15 protein-coding genes, 1 tRNA gene and 1 pseudogene are annotated in these 18,087 nt (G+C 63.9%); 8 read left to right on the forward strand and 9 right to left on the reverse strand.

What is annotated here, in order from left to right; translation table 11 throughout:
• Both DFO50_RS07745 and fdnG read right to left on the reverse strand, forming a co-directional pair.
• Positions 1 to 267: pseudogene (locus DFO50_RS07745) on the reverse strand (formate dehydrogenase subunit beta); the annotation flags it as partial.
• Positions 268 to 279: 12 nt separating this feature from the next.
• The gene (gene fdnG, locus DFO50_RS07750) at positions 280 to 3,339 is read right to left on the reverse strand and encodes a formate dehydrogenase-N subunit alpha (RefSeq protein ID WP_146745028.1); all 3,060 of its coding nucleotides are present in this window, start codon (positions 3,337 to 3,339) and stop codon (positions 280 to 282) included.
• Between the two features lie 204 nt (positions 3,340 to 3,543).
• On the opposite strand from fdnG, the gene fdhD reads away from it, so the two are divergent.
• From fdhD to DFO50_RS07775, 4 genes are all read left to right on the forward strand, one after another.
• Entirely contained in the window at positions 3,544 to 4,374 is an 831-nt protein-coding gene (fdhD, locus tag DFO50_RS07760) for a formate dehydrogenase accessory sulfurtransferase FdhD (RefSeq protein WP_107889516.1), read from the forward strand.
• Positions 4,375 to 4,625: 251 nt separating this feature from the next.
• Entirely contained in the window at positions 4,626 to 5,849 is a 1,224-nt protein-coding gene (locus DFO50_RS07765; protein ID WP_028500511.1) for an aspartate kinase, read from the forward strand.
• Between the two features lie 310 nt (positions 5,850 to 6,159).
• Positions 6,160 to 6,253 (forward strand) — tRNA-Ser (locus DFO50_RS07770).
• A 246-nt stretch (positions 6,254 to 6,499) separates the two neighbouring features.
• Positions 6,500 to 7,303 (forward strand): class I SAM-dependent methyltransferase, encoded by an 804-nt coding sequence (locus DFO50_RS07775; protein WP_112692294.1) that lies wholly within the window; start codon positions 6,500 to 6,502, stop codon positions 7,301 to 7,303.
• A gap of 112 nt (positions 7,304 to 7,415) precedes the next feature.
• Here the strand turns inward: DFO50_RS07775 and DFO50_RS07780 are convergent, their stop codons facing one another.
• The 4 genes from DFO50_RS07780 to DFO50_RS07795 form a co-directional block, all read right to left on the reverse strand.
• Positions 7,416 to 8,288, reverse strand: a complete 873-nt coding sequence (locus tag DFO50_RS07780; RefSeq protein ID WP_028500512.1) for an AraC family transcriptional regulator — start codon at positions 8,286 to 8,288, stop codon at positions 7,416 to 7,418.
• Positions 8,285 to 8,608 (reverse strand): AzlD domain-containing protein, encoded by a 324-nt coding sequence (locus DFO50_RS07785; RefSeq protein ID WP_036386973.1) that lies wholly within the window; start codon positions 8,606 to 8,608, stop codon positions 8,285 to 8,287. Before DFO50_RS07785 ends, DFO50_RS07780 begins: the two co-directional genes overlap by 4 nt.
• Positions 8,605 to 9,297, reverse strand: a complete 693-nt coding sequence (locus DFO50_RS07790) for an AzlC family ABC transporter permease (RefSeq protein WP_112692295.1) — start codon at positions 9,295 to 9,297, stop codon at positions 8,605 to 8,607. Before DFO50_RS07790 ends, DFO50_RS07785 begins: the two co-directional genes overlap by 4 nt.
• Positions 9,298 to 9,375: 78 nt before the next feature.
• Entirely contained in the window at positions 9,376 to 10,581 is a 1,206-nt protein-coding gene (locus DFO50_RS07795) for an MFS transporter (RefSeq protein ID WP_028500515.1), read from the reverse strand.
• A gap of 105 nt (positions 10,582 to 10,686) precedes the next feature.
• Here DFO50_RS07795 and DFO50_RS07800 point away from each other — a divergent pair, with 105 nt between their 5' ends.
• Positions 10,687 to 11,280: a TetR/AcrR family transcriptional regulator gene (locus DFO50_RS07800; protein WP_199489772.1), complete on the forward strand. Its 594-nt coding sequence runs from the start codon at positions 10,687 to 10,689 to the stop codon at positions 11,278 to 11,280.
• Between the two features lie 6 nt (positions 11,281 to 11,286).
• On the opposite strand, the gene DFO50_RS07805 is transcribed toward DFO50_RS07800, so the two are convergent.
• Positions 11,287 to 13,842, reverse strand: coding sequence for a cation-translocating P-type ATPase (locus DFO50_RS07805; protein ID WP_112692356.1), 2,556 nt, complete (start codon positions 13,840 to 13,842; stop codon positions 11,287 to 11,289).
• Between the two features lie 135 nt (positions 13,843 to 13,977).
• On the opposite strand from DFO50_RS07805, the gene DFO50_RS19350 reads away from it, so the two are divergent.
• A complete protein-coding gene (locus DFO50_RS19350; RefSeq protein WP_169735668.1) occupies positions 13,978 to 14,142 on the forward strand; it encodes a hypothetical protein in 165 nt (54 codons plus the stop codon).
• Positions 14,143 to 14,183: 41 nt separating this feature from the next.
• Here DFO50_RS19350 and DFO50_RS07810 read toward each other — a convergent pair whose 3' ends face one another.
• Entirely contained in the window at positions 14,184 to 15,809 is a 1,626-nt protein-coding gene (locus DFO50_RS07810) for a methyl-accepting chemotaxis protein (RefSeq protein ID WP_107889538.1), read from the reverse strand.
• Between the two features lie 21 nt (positions 15,810 to 15,830).
• On the opposite strand from DFO50_RS07810, the gene DFO50_RS18825 reads away from it, so the two are divergent.
• Both DFO50_RS18825 and DFO50_RS07815 read left to right on the forward strand, forming a co-directional pair.
• Positions 15,831 to 16,061 (forward strand): hypothetical protein, encoded by a 231-nt coding sequence (locus DFO50_RS18825; RefSeq protein ID WP_146745029.1) that lies wholly within the window; start codon positions 15,831 to 15,833, stop codon positions 16,059 to 16,061.
• Positions 16,062 to 16,261: 200 nt separating this feature from the next.
• A complete protein-coding gene (locus DFO50_RS07815; protein WP_107889539.1) occupies positions 16,262 to 16,813 on the forward strand; it encodes a methylated-DNA--[protein]-cysteine S-methyltransferase in 552 nt (183 codons plus the stop codon).
• 1 nt (position 16,814) lies between these two features.
• Here the strand turns inward: DFO50_RS07815 and punC are convergent, their stop codons facing one another.
• Positions 16,815 to 18,017 carry a purine nucleoside transporter PunC gene (gene punC, locus DFO50_RS07820; protein ID WP_028500521.1) on the reverse strand — a complete coding sequence of 401 codons (1,203 nt, stop codon included), beginning with the start codon at positions 18,015 to 18,017 and terminating at the stop codon, positions 16,815 to 16,817.
• Between the last annotated feature and the right edge of the window lie 70 nt (positions 18,018 to 18,087).

The raw sequence follows: 18,087 nt of genomic DNA on the forward strand, positions 1-18,087 counted from the left end.
TTCCAGCTTGCCGTTTTCCTCGACCTCGGCATAACGCATCACCGTCCACGACTGGGCGGTGAGGTCGGCCGGGTTGTCGTAGACGCCGACGTTGTCGCCGATCTCGTCGCGCAGGTCGTTCCACTCCGAGCAGGCGACCTGACAGGCCTTGCAGCCGATACAGGCCGACACGTCGATCAGCTTGGCGACTTCCAGCGTGTGCCGGGCCTGCGGCGGGGCGGTCGGGCTCGCGGAGCGGCGGGTGATGTCAAGCGATTGCAGTGCCATGGTCCGCCCTCCTTAGGCTTTTTCCAGATTGACGAGGAATGACTTGAACTCCGGCGTCTGCGTGTTCGCGTCACCGACGAACGGCGTCAGCGTATTGGCGATAAAGCCCTTCTTCGCCACGCCCTCGTAGCCCCAGTGGATCGGGACGCCGATGTGGTGCACGGTCTTGCCGTTGACCGTCAGTGCCTTGATCCGCTTGGTCACCACCGCGCGAGCCTTGATATAGCCGCGCATCGAGCTGACCTTGACCATGTCGCCATGGCTGATGCCTTTTTCCTTTGCCAGCGCCTCGCCGATTTCGACGAACTGCTCCGGCTGCATGATGGCGTTCAGCCGCACGTTCTTGGTCCAGTAGTGGAAGTGCTCGGTCAACCGGTAAGTGGTGCCGACATACGGGAACTTGTCGTGCTCGCCGAGCTGCGCGCGGTCGTCCTTGAACATGCGCACGGCCGGATTGCTGATCACCTTCGGGTGCAGCGGGTTGGTGCCGATCGGCGATTCCATTGGCTCGTAGTGCTCGGGGAACGGACCTTCGGCCATCTTGTCGATGGCGAAGAAGCGCGCGACTCCTTCCGGCTGCATGATGAACGGGTTCATCGGGCTGCCCGGCGGCTCGTCGATCTTGAAGTCGGGCACATCGGCGCCGACCCACTTCTCGCCATTCCACTTGAACAGCGAGCGGGCCGGATCCCACGGCACCCCGTTGCGGTCCATCGACGCACGGTTGTACAGGATGCGGCGGTTGGCCGGCCACGCCCATGCCCAGCCGAGCGTATTGCCGAGGCCGGACGGATCGGCATTGTCGCGCCGTGCCATCTGGTTGCCGGCCTGGGTCCAGGAACCGGCGAAGATCCAGCACCCGCTGGCGGTGCTGCCGTCAGCCTGCAGTACGGCGAAGCCGGGCACCTGCTCGCCCTTTTTCGCCAGGAACTGGCCGGGGTTCTTCGGGTCCGGAATGTCGGCCAGTGCCGTACCGTTGAGTTCCTTTGCCAGTTCTTCCGGCATCGGCGCATGCGGTATGCGGTACTTCCACGACAGGTTCATGATCGGATCGGACGGTGCGCCGCCTTCGGCGCGATACAGCTCGCGCAGCTTCAGGAACAGCCCGGCCATGATCTCGACGTCGGGAATGGCCTCGCCCGGGGCGTCGGCGCCCTTCCAGTGCCACTGCAGCCAGCGGCCGGAGTTGACGATGGCGCCGTCTTCTTCGGCAAAGCAGGTCGTCGGCAGACGGAACACTTCGGTCTTGATGCTGGCTGTGTCGACGTCGTTCTGCTCGCCGTGGTTCTGCCAGAAAGTCGAAGTGTCGGTCGCCAGCGGATCCATGATAACCAGATACTTCAGCTTCGACAGGGCGGCGATGGTCTTGTTCTTGTTCGGGAACGCGGCCACCGGGTTGAAGCCCTGGCAGAAGTAGCCGTTCATTTTGCCCTGCTTCATCAGCTCGAACACCTGCAGCACGTCGTAGGACTTGTCCCACTTCGGCAGCCAGTCGAAGCCCCAGTTGTTGTCCGCCGTGGCGTTGTCGCCGAACCAGCTCTTCATCAGGCTGACGAAGAACTTCGGCGTATTGCCCCAGTAGTTCATCTGGTCCGGACGCGTGGCCTTCGGCGTGGTCTGGGTGATGTAGGTCGCGTAGTCGGTCTGCTTCTCGCTCGGCAGGTTCAGATAGCCGGGCAGGTTGGTCGACAGCAGGCCAAGGTCGGTCAGACCCTGGATGTTCGAGTGGCCGCGCAGGGCGTTGATGCCGCCGCCGGCCATGCCCATATTGCCGAGCATGGTCTGCACCATGGCCATGGTGCGGATGTTCTGCGCGCCGATCGAGTGCTGGGTCCAGCCGAGTGCGTACAGGAAGGTCGCGACTTTGTCGCGCTTCGCGCATTCGCCAAGCATCTCGCACACCTTCAGGAACTGGTCCTTCGGCGTACCGGTGATGCTGCTGACCATGTCAGGGGTATAGCGGCTGTAGTGGTCCTTCATCAGGTTCCACACGCAGCGCGGATCGGTCAGGGTGTCGTCCACGCGGGCCATGCCGTTCTCGTCCAGCTGGTAGTTCCAGCTCGACTTGTCGGCATACTTGCCATTGCTCGCGTCCCAGCCCGAGAACAGGCCGTCGTCGAACGCGTAATCGTCGCGCACGATGAAGCCTGCGTTGGTGTACGACTTTACGTACTCCCAATTGATCTTGTCGTTGGCAATCAGCCAGTTGATGACACCGCCAAGGAAGGCGATGTCGGTACCGCTGCGGATCGGCGCGTAGTAATCGGCGACCGAGGCGGAACGGGTAAAGCGCGGATCGACCACCACGAGCTTGGCGCCGCGGGTCTGTTTGGCTTCGATAACCCAGCGGAAACCGACCGGGTGGGCTTCAGCGGCATTGCCGCCCATGATGATGACCAGATCGGCATTCTTGATGTCGACCCAGTGGTTGGTCATGGCGCCACGACCGAATGTTGGGGCAAGACTTGCCACCGTCGGACCGTGTCAAACGCGCGCCTGGTTGTCGAACGAAAGCATGCCGAGGCTGCGCACGACCTTGTGCGTCAGATGGCCGGCTTCGTTGCTGGAGGCGGATGCGGCGAGGAAGCCGGTAGTCAGCCAGCGGTTGACGGTCACGCCGGCGGCGTTCTTCTCGATGAAGTTCGCATCGCGGTCGGCCTTCATCAGTTTGGCGATGCGGGCGAACGCGTCATCCCAGCTGATGCGCTGCCACTTGTCGCTGCCGGGGGCGCGATATTCGGGGTGCTTCAGACGATTGTCGCTGTGCACGAAGTCGAGCAGGCCGGCGCCCTTCGGACAGAGTGCGCCGCGGCTGACCGGGTGATCCGGGTCGCCTTCGATGTGGAAAATCTCCGCCTTGGCATTCTTGGCGCCGTCGCCGAGGCTGTACATCAGCAGGCCACAGCCTACTGAACAGTATGTACAGGTGTTGCGGGTTTCCGTCGCTCGCTGCAGCTTGTAGGCGCGCACGTCGGCAAAAGCCGTCGATGGCAGCACCCCCAGGGCGGCGAGACTCGAACCAGCGACACCGCCTGCGCAGATCTTGAAGAACTGCCGTCGGTTTACCTGCATGGATTGGCCTCCGATGGGTCAGGGTTGTTCTTTTTCATGACATGTCCGCTTTCGGTATAGCAGGGTGGTGGCCCGGCAGGACATGGCGATACCGCCACCATGATAACGGCTGGGTGCGGACAGTGACCAGCACTGTCCGGGGCACGGGCGGGTGACCCGCCATGCCGGCAGCCTGTAAAATCGGCGTTTTACCCAGGTTGCGATATGTCCGACGTCCAGTTCGATACCCCGATTCTTCCGACCCGCCCCTGCCGGGTGCGCCGGGTGTCCGCCGATGGCGCCCGCGACCATGAGGATCTGCTGGCGACCGAAGTGCCGGTGGCGCTGGTGTTCAACGGACTGTCGCATGTGGTGATGATGTGTTCGCCGCTCGATCTCGACGATTTCGCCCTCGGCTTCAGCCTGTCCGAGGGCATTGTCGGGCGGCGCGAGGAGATCTTTTCCATCGAGACCGTCGAGCGCGCGGCCGGCATCGAACTGCATCTGGAGCTGGCGTCGGCGCGCTTCAGCGCGCTGAAGGAACGACGGCGGCAACTGACCGGGCGTACCGGCTGCGGACTGTGCGGGGTGGAAAGCCTGCAACAGGCGATCCGGCCGGTCGGGCATGTCGGACAGACGCTGCAGCTGGCCCCCGGCGCGCTTGGCCGCGCGCTGGCGGAACTGGAAACCGGGCAGACGCTGGCCATGGAGACCGGCTGCACCCACGCCGCCGCCTGGTGTGCGCCGGACGGGAGCGTGGTGGCGGTGCGTGAGGACGTGGGCCGGCATGTGGCTTTCGACAAGCTGATCGGCGCCCGTGCCCAGGCCGACTGGGGCGCGGGCTTTGCGCTGCTGAGCAGTCGCGCCAGCTACGAGCTGGTGCACAAGGCGGCGGCGGTCGGCATCGAGCTGCTGGCGGCCATGTCCGCCCCGACCGCGCTGGCGGTCGAACTGGCGCAGGCATCCGGGCTGACGCTGGCCGCCTTTGTCCGCAAACAGCGCTACGGGCTCTACAGTCATCCGGCGCGGGTGCCGGACAGCGCGCCTCAGCACTGAGTTTCGTTCGTTTTTCCGGGCAGGATTGCCACAGGATCGAAAATGCCCTGAAACGGTCGTGATGCGCCGTTTTATTCCACTACACTGGCATTTTCTGCCACGCTTCGCGGCCGGGCTTTTATCTGCCGCATCGCATCGCATTCGTAACCGCGTGCGCGGGGTCCCCGCGCCATGCCGCGCGGCTATCCTTTTCAGGCCCGGTATGGTAAGAATCCTGTCACAAATTTCTTATCACCCACGCAGTTAGCAACATGGCACTCATTGTTCAGAAATACGGCGGCACGTCGGTGGGCTCGGCAGAGCGCATCAAGAACGTGGCCCGCCGCGTCGCCAAGTGGAAGGCGCAAGGGCATGGACTGGTCGTGGTCGTTTCGGCCATGAGCGGGGAAACCAACCGCCTGATCGCACTGGCGAAGGAAATCCAGCCGGATCCCGATCCGCGCGAGCTCGACGTCATCGCCGCCACCGGCGAGCAGGTCACCATCGGCCTGCTGTCGATGGCGCTGAAGGAAATCGGCATCGACGCCGTCAGCTACACCGGCTGGCAAATGCCGATGATCACCGACAGCGCACATACCAAGGCCCGCATCCAGTCGATCTCCGATGAGAAAATGCGCGCAGACCTCGACGCCGGTCGCGTCGTGGTCGTCGCCGGTTTCCAGGGCATCGACGAGACCGGCAGCATCACCACGCTCGGCCGTGGCGGCTCGGATACGTCGGCGGTGGCGATTGCCGCCGCGCTGAAAGCGGACGAGTGCCAGATCTACACCGATGTCGACGGCGTCTACACCACCGATCCGCGCGTGGTGCAGGAAGCCCGTCGCCTGAAGACCATCACCTTCGAAGAAATGATCGAGATGGCATCGCTCGGTTCGAAGGTGCTGCAGATCCGTTCGGTGGAATTCGCCGGCAAGTACAAAGTGCGGCTCCGCGTGCTGTCTTCGTTCGAAGACGAAGGCGAGGGTACGCTGATCACGTTTGAGGAAGATGAGACTATGGAAAAGGCCGTCGTCGCCGGTATCGCGTTCGACCGTAACGAAGCCCGCATCAATGTGAAGGGCGTGCCGGACAAGCCGGGCATCGCCTATCAGATCCTCGGGCCGGTGTCGGATGCGAATATCGAAGTGGACATGATCATCCAGAACGTCGGCGACAACGGCACCACGGACTTCTCGTTCACCGTGCCGCGCGGCGAATACCAGAAGGCGCTGGCCATCCTGCGCGACGTGCAGAGCCACCTCGGCGCGGCCGACGTCAATGGCGATGACAAGATCGCCAAGGTGTCGATCGTCGGCGTCGGCATGCGTTCGCACTGTGGCATTGCCAGCACCATGTTCCGTACCCTGGCCGAAGAGGGCATCAACATCCAGCTGATCTCGACCTCCGAGATCAAGGTGTCGGTGCTGATCGACGAGAAGTACCTGGAACTGGCCGTGCGCGTGCTGCACAAGGCATTCGGCCTCGATCAGGCCTGAAACTTCAGTTTCGACGACTGCTGATAAAGGCGGGCACCGACGGTTGCAGTAGCGTCGGTGCATGCCCGACTGACAGAAGCTGTCGTGAGCATGGAAGTCTGCCTGATTGAATCCTGCCCCTTCCGTCCCCGTCGTCGCGGGGAAACCTCGCTGCGCTCGTCCTGCGCTGCGGGGTTTATGGATAGTCCGAGACCGCCAGCATGGCGGTCTTTTCATTTCCGTTCAGTGACTTGCGTTCGCCAGTCGAATCCGGCCTCGCATAGCTGTTGACGACAGCGCGCCCAGCACGTATATTTCGCATCCTCTTGACGGAGAAATGGCCGAGAGGTCGAAGGCACTCCCCTGCTAAGGGAGCATACGGGCCAAAACCCGTATCGAGGGTTCGAATCCCTCTTTCTCCGCCATACCCAAACACGAAAGCCCTGACTTGTCAGGGCTTTTTTGTTTTTCGGTTATGCGGTCCGGCGGCCCGGGCAACAGTCATTTTATTGTTAGAGTGAAAACGTGTTGCCTGCGATAATGGGCCGGTACCGGACGGTACCTGCCACATTGCGCATGCGTGGAAAAAGTGGGCGGTCGTGCTGCGGACAAGCTGATCCGGTGTTGCTATCAATCTTTTTTTAGTGATTCGTTCAGGGGCGAGGGAATAAATGGTTTACAAGGTATCGCTTGATTATCAGTACAGCCTTCAGCCCAGGCCGCGTAATGCCGCGCTGGAGAAATTGCTCGACAAGCAGGTCGATGCGTACTGCTGGCGCATGCTGGAAATGACCTCCTTCGCCGAGGGCCTGAAGAAGATCAACCGCGTTGAAGCCGCGGACAGCATCGAACCGCGCTGGGACAACGGGAACTGGATTCCCTGCCTTGATGCTGCCTCCATTTATTACCTGATCGGCAAGCAGCGGCCGAAGATCTACATGGAAGTCGGTTCCGGCAACTCGACGAAGTTCGCGCGCAAGGCGATCAAGGACTTTGGGCTTTCCACCCGGATCGTGTCAATCGACCCGATGCCACGGGCCGAAGTGGATACCATCTGTGATGAAGTACTGCGCTATCCTCTGGAAGACGTGGGCGTCGAGGTGTTCGATTCACTGGGACAGGACGACGTGCTGTTCGTCGACAACTCGCATCGTTCCTTCCAGAATTCTGATGTGACGGTATTCTTTACCGAGATCCTGCCCCGTCTGAAGCGCGGTGTCGTCTATGGCGTTCATGACATGTTCCTGCCTGACGACTATCCCGCCGACTGGGAATCGCGGATTTACAACGAACAGTACCTGATGAGCGCCTACCTGCTGGGCGGCCATGGCGGGGACGAAATTTTCCTGCCCAACTGGTACATCCATACCTCTGACAACCAGAATCTGAAAGAGCTGCGTGAACAGATCTTCTCCGATCCCCATTACCAGGGATTGAACAAGGTTGGAACCTGCTTCTGGCTGAAACGGGCCTGAGCTGCCGGTCAGACGATAAAAGCCCCGATATATCCTGTCGGGGCTTTTTTTCGTCCGCAGCTTCGTGATCTGGCAACTGAACGGGCAATACGCATGCCGATCATGCACGGCATCAGCTGATGTCCATCTCCCCATCCTCTTTCCAGACCGCCTGACGGGCGGCACTGGCAAGCCGGTACTCGCCCGGGGTGACGCCATACGCCTGCTTGAACTGCCGGTTCAGATGGCTCTGGTCGGAGAAACCCAGGTGATGCGCGACCCGGAACGGCAGCCAGCCTTTCTTCAGCAATGACCGGGCTTCGGTCAGCCGGTGCTGCATCAGCCAGGCGTGCGGCGGCAGGCCGGTGGCCTGACGAAACACGCGGGCGAAATGGAATGGCGACAGCCCGGCTACCGCCGCCAGTTCTTCCAGCGACGGGGGGCAGGCGATCCGGCTGTCCAGCAGCTCCCTGGCCCTGACCACGGCGCCGGGGGCGGCGCCGGGCTGGCGGGGTTCGGCGACCCGGGCATGGCGCTGGACCAGCAGCAGCACGGCCTCGCGCCAGGCGGTCTGCTGCTCCAGTGCACTGGCGCCGCGTTCTGCCAGTCCGTGCAGCCAGCGAAAGGCCCGAGCCAGTTGCGGGTCGTGCAGCACACTGGACTTGAACAGCGGCAGGCCACTGCGCGGCAATGACAGCTCGTCCAGCACTTCGGTGATGCGTTCCCGCTCCGGGTAGAAGCCCCGGTAGCGCCAGCCCTGTTCGTGGGCCGTGGTGCCGGTATGCCGTTCTTCCGGGTTGATCAGCACCATACTGCCGACCGGCGCCAGATGCTCGCTGCCGCGATGCCAGAAAGTCTGGGCCCCGAACTCGATGATGGTGATCACATAGCTGTCGTGCACATGCGGGGCGAAGCGCTGATGCACGTAGTGGGCGTGCAGCAGTTCAATATTGCCCAGCGCGCTGGCCTGCCAGAAGCGGGTCCGTTCCTGTGGTGCGGTTTTCATGCGCTGCCAGGCCAGTTGCCAAGAACAAAGAAGAAGGTCATGCCTGCCAGCATGCTGAGCAAGGTGTTGCGGGTCAACAGCACCAGCACGATCGTCGCCAGCGCACTCAGCAGGTAAGGGTTGTCCGGGCGCAGGTCCAGTTGTCCGTCGTGCAGGAACACGATCGGCCCGCAGATGGCGGTCAGCATGCCGGGCACGGCGAAGCCGAGGAAGGCCCGGGCCTGCCGGCCCAGACGCAGTGGCAGGCGCGGTTCGAGAAACACATAGCGGTTGGCGAATACCACCAGACCCATGCCGATGATCAGGGCTGTCATCATCATGATTTTCCTTTGAGTTGCTGACAGACATAGCCGGCACTCATGCCGGCCAGCCCGGAAAGCACCAGGGCCGATTCCCAGTGCCAGTCGCTGAACAGCACCGAGCAGCACAGTGAGCACGCGACGCAGACCACCGTCGGCATGTTGCGCACCAGCGGCACGATCAGGGCAATGAAGGTGGCGACAATGGAGAAATCCAGCCCCAGGCGGTTCAGTTGCGGAATGCTGCTGCCCAGCACGATGCCGGCCAGGGTAAACAGGTTCCAGGCCAGATACAGCGTCAGGCCGACGCCCAGCGCGTACCAGCGGTTGAACTGCTGCAGGCCGGCACTGTTGACGGCGAAGAATTCGTCCGTCAGCAGAAAACCCAGCCCCAGGCGCCAGCGTGCCGGCAGACCGGACAGCGCCGGGCGCATCGTCAGGCCGTACAGCAGGTGCTGCGAGGTCAGCAGCAGGGTGGTCAGCAGGATCGAGAACAGCCCCGCGCCACTCTTGAGCATGCCGATGGCCACCAGCTGGGCTGCGCCGGCAAAAACGATGACCGACAGGCCCTGGCCTTCCCAGGGCGTGAGCTTCGCATCGATCGCCAGGGAGCCGGCCAGCATGGCCCATGGCGCAATGGCCAGCGACAGGGGCAGGATGGCGATCGCGCCGTGGACGAAGGCGCGGCGGGCGGGGAGGGGTGTGGACATGGTGGCAATGACGGGAAGGCTCGGAGCGGAAAGCATGCCTGAGCGCCCCCGGTGCTGCCTTGAACGATCTTGCGCTTGCTATGCTTTCGCCGGCACGGTGGCGGGCAGTTCCCGGCACAGCAGATGGTGGCCGTACAGTGCCATGCCCAGCACCACGAGCCCCGCCGCCAGGGCGACACTGAAGCCGGCGCGCGCGCCAAAGGCGTCCACGACCCAGCCCGACACGGCCGCACCGAGGGCAACGCCGATGCCGAGCCCGGTAATCAGCCAGGTCAGGCCTTCGGTCAGCCGGGCGCCCGGCACGATGGTTTCGACCAGGGTCATCGCGACAATCATGGTCGGGGAGAAAAATACGCCGGCGACCAGGACCACCAGCGACAGGCCGAGGATATCGCTGGCAAGCAGCAGCGGCAGGGTGGTGACGGCAGTGGCCAGCCCGGCGAACAGGAACAGGCGCGGCAGGGGAATGGACAGCCTCAGCGTGCCGAAGACCAGTCCGGCCAGACACGAGCTGACGGCGTAGACCGACAGCACGATGCTGGCGGCGGCGGGCTGGCCCTGCTGGGCGGCGAAGGCCACGCTGACCACGTCCACCGTGGCGGCAATGGCGCCCATCGCCATCAGCAGGACCACCAGCGCACGGATGCTGGCGGAACGCATGACCGATTCGCCATCGGTGGCGTGCCGGGCATGGACCGGGGGCTCGGTCGTGCGCTGTGCCACGAAGGCTGTCACGCCGATAGCCAGCAGCAGCAGGGCGACCAGCGGACCGGCCTCCGGAAATACCGCCACGCTCAGCCCGACCGACAATGGCGGGCCGACAATAAAGCACACCTCGTCCAGCACCGATTCCAGTGCATAGGCGGTCCGCAGCTGCGGCTTGCCGCGATAGACCTGGGTCCAGCGCGCGCGGGCCATGGCCGACATGCTGGGCATGCAGCCGGCCAGCGCGGCAAAGACGAACAGCGTCCAGGCGGGCGCCTGCAGCCGGGTACACAGCAGCAGGCCCAGCATCGCCGCTGCGCTGATGGCGGCGGCCACCGGCAGCACGCGCCCCTGGCCGTAACGGTCGACCCGGCGCGACACCTGCGGTGCGAACACGGCCGTGGCCAGGGCGAAGGTCGCGGCCACGGCGCCGGCCAGCCCGTAGCCGCCGCGCAGTTGCGACAGCATGGTGATAAGACCGATGCCGGTCATCGACACCGGCATGCGGGCCAGCAGCCCGGCCAGGGCGAAGCCTGTGGTGCCGGGGGCGTTGAACAGTTCGCGGTAGGAATTTGACATGACAACCAGCCTCTTGTGACCGCGCATGGAGAAAAAGATACGCGGCGTATGCGAATGCAGCGTATTGACGTACACTGCGTATGTCAATGAAAGCCTGATCCGGAAATGCCGATACCCCGCCGCGCCCGCGCCGACATGATTGATGAAACCCGTGCCAAACTGCTTGCCACTGCGCGGCGGGCATTCGGCTCACAGGGCTATGCCAATACGTCGATGGATGATTTCACCGCCGACGCCGGGCTGACCCGGGGCGCGCTCTATCATCACTTCGGTGACAAGAAAGGACTGCTGGCGGCGGTGGTCAGGGAGATGGACGCGGAGATGGATGCCCGGCTGCAGGCGGTGTCGGATGGTGCGGCCGATGCCTGGAGCGGTTTTCGCGATCGCTGCCGCGCCTACCTGCAAATGGCACAGGAACCGGAAATCCAGCGCATCGTGCTGCAGGATGCCTACGCGGTGCTCGGTGCCGCCATGCCGGCGGCGCAGCAGTACTGCATTCAGTCGCTGAACCAGTTGCTGGACGGGCTGATGCAGGCGGGCACGATCGAGCGCACCGATCCGGAGGCGCTGGCACGGCTGATCAATGGCAGCCTGGTGGATGCGGCGCTGTGGATCGCCGGCGGCGAGGCGGACAACGATCGCCTGCCGCGAGCGCTGGACGGGCTGGAATTGCTGCTGCGCGGATTGCGTGCTCGCTGACGGTGTTCAGGCGGTCAGTCGTCCACGCCAGAAGCGCTTCAGCGCTTCCAGCACGATGACCAGCCCGACCACCGGAACAACCGCGATGGCGAGGTCGTCGACATGCAGCGGGCCGAAGCGGAACAGGGCGCGTGCCGGCGCCCATGCCAGTGCCAGACCAAGCAGCAGCAGCGCCACCGACCCGACCCACCACAGTGCGCGATTGCCGCCGCGCAATGCCCCGCGCACCGAGCTGTCGAACGAGCGATTGACCAGCACCAGCCCCAGGTTGGCCAGGACCAGCGAGACGAAGGTCAGCGCGCGCACATCGGCCTCCGGCATGCCGCGCCACAGCGCAAGCAGATAGAGGGTGGCAATCACGGCCAAGACCAGCGCGCCCTGCAGCAGGCTCCAGTACACCAGTCCCGACGAGAACAGGTGACTGTCCTCCGCCCGTGGCGGCCGGCGCATGATGTCTTTTTCTTCCTGTTCGGCCTCGAACACGACCGAGCAGACCGGATCGATGATCATCTCGAGGAAGGCGATGTGGATCGGCGAAAAAATGAGGGGCAGGCCGGTCAGCAGCGGCAGCAGCGCGAGGCCGGCGATCGGTACGTGGATGGCGAGGATGTAGCCCATGGCCTTGCGCAGATTGTCATAGATGCGCCGGCCGAGGCGGACCGTCCTGACAATGGAGCCGAAGTCGTCATCCAGCAGCACCAGCGAGGCAGCCTCCCGTGCCACGTCGGTACCGCGCCCGCCCATGGCGATGCCGATGTCGGCGGCCTTCAGCGACGGCGCATCATTGACGCCATCGCCGGTCATGGCCACGATGGCGCCGCCGGCCTTGAGTGCGCGAACGATGCGCAGCTTCTGGTCCGGCATGACCCGGGCGAACACCGGAATCGACGCGACATGGCGGCCGAGTTCGGCATCGCTCATGGCCGCCAGTTCGTCGCCGCTGACGCAGCGGTCGGTGGCAAGGCCGGCCCGGCCGGCGATGGCCAGCGCCGTCGCCGGATAGTCTCCGGTGATCATGACCACCCGGAGCCCGGCCGAACGGCATTCACGCACGGCCTCCGGCACTGACGCCCGCAGCGGATCGGCGAGTCCGACCAGGCCGAGCAGGGTGAAGACAAAGGCGGTCGGTGATGCCGGCCAGTCATTGCCGTGATGCGTCGCTTCCGCTACGGCCAGCACCCGCATGCCGTCAGCGGCCATCCGGTCGACATCGCGGGCCAGCGCGGCGCGCGCCGTGGCATCCAGCCGGCACAGGGTGGCGATGGCCTCCGGTGCGCCCTTGCTGGCGATGACCACCTCGCTGTCGCCGGGGCCTTGCCACAACTGGGTCACTGCCAGCAGATCCGGCCGCAGCCCGTAGCTGTGGACCCGGGTTGACGACGCTGGCGGCAGCGCGTGGCCGTGCTGTGCCGCCAGTGCATGGAACGCTTTCTCCATCGGATCGAACGGGTCGGGGGCACAGGCCAGCCGTCCGTGATCGATCAGGTGGCGGAACCGGTCCGGCAGTGCCGGCGGCAGGCCGGCGTCGAGGCGCAGGATGTCGCCGTCGATGGCCAGGGCGACCACCGTCATGCGGTTCTCGGTCAGGGTGCCGGTCTTGTCGGTACAGAGCACCGTGGCCGCGCCCAGCGTCTCGATGGCCGAGGCGCGACGGGTCAGCACCCGGATGCGTGAAATCCGCCAGGCGCCCATGACGGTAAACACGGTCAGCACCAGCGGAAATTCTTCGGGCAGCATCGACATGCCGAGTGCGATGCCGGCCAGCAGCGCGTCGAGCCAGGACCCGCGCCACAGGCCATAGAGAATGACGGTCAGGCTGCAGGCGACGAGGCCGAACAGGGCAAAACGCCGGACCAGTTTGCGGGTTTCCAGCGTCAGGCGTGGCGGTGCGCTGTCGATGGCTTCCAGTGCCTGGCCGATCCGGCCGATTTCGCTGCGCGCACCGGTGGCGGTCACGCGTGCCGTTCCCTGGCCGCGCACGATCAGCGTGCCGGAAAACACGAAGGGCAGGCCGTCGCCGCCGGGGCGCGGGCCGGGGGACGCGTCGCCGGACGCGACCTTGCCGACCGGGGCCGACTCCCCTGTCAGCAGCGATTCGTCAACCTGCATGTCGATGGCGGTGAGCAACTGCGCGTCTGCCGGTACCCGGTCGCCCTCGTCGAGCACGATCAGGTCGCCGCGCACTACCTCGCGACCCGGAATCCGCTGCCGTTCGCCATCACGAATGACCAGCGCGCGCGGGCTGGTCAGGTCGCGCAGGGCTTCGAGCACACGCTCGCTGCGGCTTTCCTGCACGATGGCGATCATGACCGAAATCGAGGCGAAGGCGAGCAGCAGCAGGGCTTCGGTATGGTCGCCAAGCAGCAGATAGATGAGGCCGGCGCCGATCAGCAGCCCGAACATCGGTTCGCGCACGACTTCAAGCGCAATGCGGGGCAGCGAGCGATGCCCGGTACGTGGCAGTTCGTTGAAGCCTTCCTCGCGGAGCCGGGATTGCGCTTCGCTGCAGGTCAGCCCTTCCGGTGCGTCGGACACGACATCCCTTTCGCGATAGGCCGGCATGGCCGTCCCTACCATAGCACCGAACCGGTGCCGGCGGCACGATGACAGCGGCGCCATGATCTCGGCTAAGATATGTCAATCAGGCTGGCGTTTCATGGCCGGACTGGTGCGACAACAACGAAAACGGGGGACGGTATGAACTCGCTTGAAATCATGCTGGCGCTGATCTTTGCCGGTTTTGTCCTGCTGCTGACCGGCTATTCGCGACGCGACGACAAATCCGGGATCTTCATGCTTGCCATGGGCATTCTGGTGATGTTCGGGACCGTGGCCTACAAGCTGTATCTCGAACTGGGCTGAGCTGGCGCGGGCAGGGGACAGTCCATACCCGCTGCCAGGTGTTACACCCGGAACCGGGCGATGGTGGTCAGCATGTTCTGTGCCTGTTCGTTCAGGCTGGCCGCGGTGGCCGAGTTGTTCTGCGAGCTGGAATGGCTTTCTTCGGCCATCTGCGCCACGCGTTCGATCTGCTGGGCGATATTGGTGCTGGCCATGGACTGTTCGCGCATCGAGTGCGAGATCTCGGCAATCTGACCGACCGTGCCGCCGGTGCGGTCGAGAATGCGCTGGATGGCCTCGGTCGCCCGGTTGGCCGCTTCCATGCCGGTTTCGACCTGGGTCACCACTGCCTGCATCGACACCACGGTCTGGTTGGCATCGCTCTGCATCGACGACACGGTGCCGGTGATTTCCTGGGTCGACTGCGCGGTGCGTTCGGCCAGCTTGCGCACTTCGTCGGCGACCACGGCAAAACCGCGACCGAGTTCACCGGCGCGGGCCGCTTCGATAGCCGCATTCAACGCCAGCAGATTGGTCTGTTCGGCGATGTCCTTGATCACGCCGACCACGGTACCGATCGACGTGGTTTTCTCTTCCAGCTTGCCGATCTGGGTGGCGGCGAGTTTGACGCTGTCCGAGGTGCTGCGAATCATGCCGATGGTGTCGTTGATGATCGAGGCACCCAGCGAGGCCTCTTCCCCGGCTTCGCGGGCGCTCTGGTCGGCCTGGGCCGAGCGGTCGGCCACATGGTTGACGCTGACTGTCATCTGCTCGACCGCGGCCGACATGCTGGAGGTCGATTCGCTGACCTGTTCGACCGCCTGCGACATCTGCACTGACGAACTGGCGACTTCCGACGCATGCCCGCCGACGGCCTGACCGATATGGGTCAGCTCGGCAAAACTGGCCTGCAGCATCTGCAGCAACTGGTTCAGGCGACCGGCAATCTGCGAAATTTCATCCTTGCCGCTGTCGTCGACGCGCAGGGTCAGGTTGCGTTCACTGGTGATGGCGGCGATCTTCTCGTCCAGATGACCCAGCGTGCGCTTGACGCTCAGCGCGACCCACAGGCTGGCGGCCGTGATGATGGCCAGCAGTGCCAGTCCCAGCGCCATCAGCGACCATTTCGCGCTGCGGCCGGCCTGCACGGCGTCCTTGCCGGACTGGGTGCCCTGAGCCTTGTTGAACTCGACAATCTTGTTGATGGCGCCATAAGTGTTGTCCGCCGTCGGCGCCAGGGTGGTTTTCAGGTATTGCAGGGCCGCGGTGTTGTCCCCGCCCGCATGCTGTTCCGACAGGGTGATCAGGCCGGGAATCAGCGCATGCCATTTGCTTACGGCTGCAATGGCGGCATCGGTATTGGCCCGGTCTTCCTCATTGCTGACCAGGGTGTTCCGGTAATTGTCCAGATCCTTGATCAGGTTTTTGACATTGTCTTCCAGCGCGGCCTGGGCTTCTTTCTTGCTGGCGAGATCCTGATAGGCGATATGAAGGATGGTCTGTCGGCGGGCTTCCAGATACTGGACCCGGGCGTCGCCGGCGACAATGACCGACGGCAGCGAATTTTCCGTGGCATCCACAACCCGCTCTTCCACCACGCCCATTTGCACATAGAGCGTCCACAGCATGGTGGCCAGGCCGATGAGACTGATAACGGCCATACCGTACAGTTTTGTTGAAATCTTCATGTTTTTACCTTTTGTACCGGTATGTTACGAGACATTGATGAGCACGAATCCCGGCAGGCTTTGCCGCGACAAGTCTGTTTTGCATCAAGTCATGAGCTGAATTTCATTGCCAGCCGCCAGGTGGAGACGACAGGCAGCGCCGGGATTCCTTTCCTGTACGCGATCTGCTGGAATCCGGGCGGCAAATATAATGAATTACGTATGGCAGGAGAAGAGTGCTGCCTTGAAATAACGGGTTTATCAGAAAAATGAACAGGCAGATACCGCGGTCGGTTGCTGTTTCAATCAATGGTTTGAATTGAATAAAAATAAAGCTGTCGTCATATTGGGAAAATCTGCCAGCAGCGGATTTTCGCGGAAAACCGGCAGGATCAATTCAAGCGCAAGGAGCGGAGTGTTGCGGGAACGATCACATGCCACACTGGCCTCAATCAACCCGGGAGATCTGGACCATGAACCCGCCTGCCTTTCCCTCACCCAGGCTGCACTTTCGTCATCAGCCGATAAGCGGCACGCTGCGCCATGCCATGGGCCGCTGCGCGCTGGGGACCGTACTGGTGGCCCGCAGTGATCGCGGATTGTGCGCCATCCTGCTGGATGACCTGCCGGACGCGCTGCCGGTACAGCTGGCCGGGATCTTTCCCGGCACCTGCCTCGAACCGGCGCCGCTGCACGGTGAGCTGGAGCGGGTGACGGCGTTGATCGACACCGGGGTCTGCGACCCGGCGCTCGATCTCGATGTCGGTGGCACGCCGTTCCAGCAGCGGGTCTGGCAGATGCTGTGCACGATTCCGGTCGGGCAGACCGTCACCTATACCGACGTCGCACAGCAGATCGGTGCGCCGGCGGCCGTGCGCGCCGTGGCAAGCGCCTGTGCCGCCAACGTGTTTGCCATCGCGATTCCCTGCCATCGGGTCCTGCGCCGCGATGGCCTGCTGACCGGCTACCGCTGGGGCATCGAGCGCAAGCGCGCCCAGCTGCAGCGGGAACGGGGGGGCGACTGATTTACTGCGCGCAGCCGGGGGCCGGTGCCGCTCGGGCCGGCGCGGCCGGGCGGCGGGACTGGATGGCATAGCCGAGGGCCGCCAGCGCGACCGTGGCCAGCATGGTCGCGGTCGTCGCCAGCAGCGGACGGGCGACAAAGGACGACACCAGCAGGCTGGTCACGAAACACAGTCCGAACTGCAGGGCATTCTGCAGTGCGGCGGCCTTGCCGGTATTGTCCGGGAACGGCATCAGCGCATTGGCGACGATGATCGGATAGCTGGCGCCATTGGCCAGTGCCATGCAGCAGAACGGCAGCAGCAGCGTCAGCAGCGTCGGTGTGGTCAGGGTCGCCACCAGGAACAGTGCGATCAGACTGAGGCCGTACAGCAGCAGCAACCAGGGCAGCAGGCGATTGCCATCAAGGCGGCGCAGTGCCGTGCGGCAGCCGTATCCGCCGGCCAGAAAGGCCAGGGTCGGAACGGCATAGCTGAGGCCGATCACGTCCGGGCTGTAGCCCATTTCACCCAGAATGAACGGCGAACCGGTCAGCCAGGCGAAAAAACCGGCAGTGCAGGCGGAAAACATCAGCACATTGCCGCTGAACCGTGGTGACTTCAGCAGGTAAAAATAGCTGACCCGTTCGCGCCGCGCCCTGGCGGATGCCTGGCGCCGGGTTTCCTGCAGCAGCAGGGTCGGCACCAGCAGCAGCACGGTGATGACCAGCAGCACGGCGAAGATTGACCGCCAGCCCAGGTGATTCAGCAGCCATGCACCCAGCAGCGGGGCCAGTGCCGGCGACAGGGCCACCAGCGGCATGATGGTTGCGAAGACACGCCGGGCCTGGTCGGCCGGGTAGCGGTCGATCACCAGTGCCTGCCAGACAAGGGCTGCGGCACAGACGCCAACGGCCTGCAGGAAGCGCACCGCCAGCAATGGCACTGCGCCCTGCACCCAGAACATGCCGAGGCAGCCGACGGCAAACAGGCCCATGCCCAGCAACAGCACCGGCTTGCGCCCGAGCCGGTCCGACAACGGTCCCCACAGCAACTGGGCGCAGGCGAAGCCGGCCAGGAACAGGCTCAGGCTGGCGCCTATCACATTGGCGGACAGGCCCAGCTCGTGCTGCATGGCGCCGAAGGCGGGCAGGTACATGTCGGTGGCCAGGTAGCCGAGCATGCTCAGCCCGGCGAGATAACAGGTAAATCCGAACGACAACTTCATGACACTTTTTTCATCCATGGCTTTCAGGGAATTTGCTTCTCAGGAATGACCGCCTCATCCGGTTTTTCAG

Origin of the sequence: Microvirgula sp. AG722, from assembly GCF_003269145.1 — a bacterium.
GTDB classification, from domain to species: domain Bacteria; phylum Pseudomonadota; class Gammaproteobacteria; order Burkholderiales; family Aquaspirillaceae; genus Microvirgula; species Microvirgula aerodenitrificans.

Coding starts and splice junctions, on each gene's coding strand:
- fdhD (WP_107889516.1), top strand. CDS start 3,544: ATGTCCGACGTCCAGTTCGATACCCCGATTCTTCCGACCCGCCCCTGC.
- DFO50_RS07765 (WP_028500511.1), top strand. CDS start 4,626: ATGGCACTCATTGTTCAGAAATACGGCGGCACGTCGGTGGGCTCGGCA.
- DFO50_RS07775 (WP_112692294.1), top strand. CDS start 6,500: ATGGTTTACAAGGTATCGCTTGATTATCAGTACAGCCTTCAGCCCAGG.
- DFO50_RS07780 (WP_028500512.1), bottom strand. CDS start 8,288: ATGAAAACCGCACCACAGGAACGGACCCGCTTCTGGCAGGCCAGCGCG.
- DFO50_RS07785 (WP_036386973.1), bottom strand. CDS start 8,608: ATGATGATGACAGCCCTGATCATCGGCATGGGTCTGGTGGTATTCGCC.
- DFO50_RS07790 (WP_112692295.1), bottom strand. CDS start 9,297: ATGTCCACACCCCTCCCCGCCCGCCGCGCCTTCGTCCACGGCGCGATC.
- DFO50_RS07795 (WP_028500515.1), bottom strand. CDS start 10,581: ATGTCAAATTCCTACCGCGAACTGTTCAACGCCCCCGGCACCACAGGC.
- DFO50_RS07800 (WP_199489772.1), top strand. CDS start 10,687: ATGCCGATACCCCGCCGCGCCCGCGCCGACATGATTGATGAAACCCGT.
- DFO50_RS07805 (WP_112692356.1), bottom strand. CDS start 13,842: ATGCCGGCCTATCGCGAAAGGGATGTCGTGTCCGACGCACCGGAAGGG.
- DFO50_RS19350 (WP_169735668.1), top strand. CDS start 13,978: ATGAACTCGCTTGAAATCATGCTGGCGCTGATCTTTGCCGGTTTTGTC.
- DFO50_RS07810 (WP_107889538.1), bottom strand. CDS start 15,809: ATGAAGATTTCAACAAAACTGTACGGTATGGCCGTTATCAGTCTCATC.
- DFO50_RS18825 (WP_146745029.1), top strand. CDS start 15,831: ATGTTACGAGACATTGATGAGCACGAATCCCGGCAGGCTTTGCCGCGA.
- DFO50_RS07815 (WP_107889539.1), top strand. CDS start 16,262: ATGAACCCGCCTGCCTTTCCCTCACCCAGGCTGCACTTTCGTCATCAG.
- punC (WP_028500521.1), bottom strand. CDS start 18,017: ATGAAGTTGTCGTTCGGATTTACCTGTTATCTCGCCGGGCTGAGCATG.